The sequence below is a fragment of the Vibrio sp. Vb0667 genome, assembly GCF_033391095.1.
In genome coordinates this window covers 1-1019 of record NZ_JAWPOL010000431.1, presented here as the reverse complement: position 1 = coordinate 1019, position 1019 = coordinate 1, and the positions used below count along the sequence as shown (strand labels likewise).

1 protein-coding gene is annotated in these 1019 nt (G+C 44.8%); it reads left to right on the top strand.

Translation table 11 applies throughout. The annotated features are described in order from the left end of the window. The first annotated feature begins 68 nt into the window (after positions 1–68). On the top strand, positions 69–1004 hold the full coding sequence (locus tag R8269_RS26450; RefSeq protein WP_005463389.1) for a Gfo/Idh/MocA family protein: 936 nt from the start codon (positions 69–71) through the stop codon (positions 1002–1004). Positions 1005–1019: the final 15 nt, after the last annotated feature.

The following is a 1019-nucleotide window of genomic DNA, read 5'->3' as shown; positions in this document are numbered from 1 at the left end:
CGTTTCTGCCAACCTCTTTTTCGCTCGTTATAATCAACGCCTAATGAAATCGAAACAGAGCGAACAACATGAAAATCGGTATTATTGGCTTAGGCGACATTGCACAAAAGGCTTACCTTCCTGTCATTACTCAACTTCCTAATGTTGAGCTGGTCTTTTGTACCCGAGACGCCAAAACCCTCTCTTCACTAGCTCAGCAATATCGCATTAAGGAAAGCTGTCAGGACTACCGACAGCTTCCTGCGTTTGGTGTAGATGCGGTGATGATTCATGCCGCAACTCATGTTCACTTTCAAATCGCTGAATATTTTCTAAAACAAAGCATTCCTACTTTTGTCGACAAACCTCTGGCGGACAGTGCCCAACAGGTAGAGCAACTCTATGAGATTGCAGCTATCGCCAATCAACCACTTTATGTTGGCTTTAATCGCCGACACATTCCGCTCTACAACGACTATTTGCCAAACGTACAAAAAGGCGATGTCGCTAATTTGAAGTCACTGCGTTGGGAGAAAAATCGCCACAATCTGCCGGGAGAACTCCGAACGTTCATCTTTGACGATTTTATTCACCCGCTAGACAGCGTAAATGTTGTAGCAAAAGCCGATTTGCAAGACGTCTACATCACTCACCAATTTGACGGCCAACAACTCGCACGTCTGGATGTGCAATGGCAACATGGTGATACCCTACTACACGCTTCAATGAATCGTCATTTTGGCATAACAAACGAACGCGTTCAGGCATGTTATGCCAACCAAGCATTTGAGTTTGATTCGTTCGTGGAAGGTAAATTGTGGCAGGACAATCAAGAACGTAAGTTGAACTTAAAAGATTGGACACCAATGCTCACGAGTAAAGGTTTTCACGCTATGCTATTCGATTGGTTTAAGGTTGTTGAATCAGGCAAGCTGGCTACAAGCACAGTGCAACGCAACATAGCGAGCCACCAGCTTGCAGAGCAGATCTGTCAACGCATAGAACAAGCCGTGCATTGCAATTAACCCCTAGAACCAATC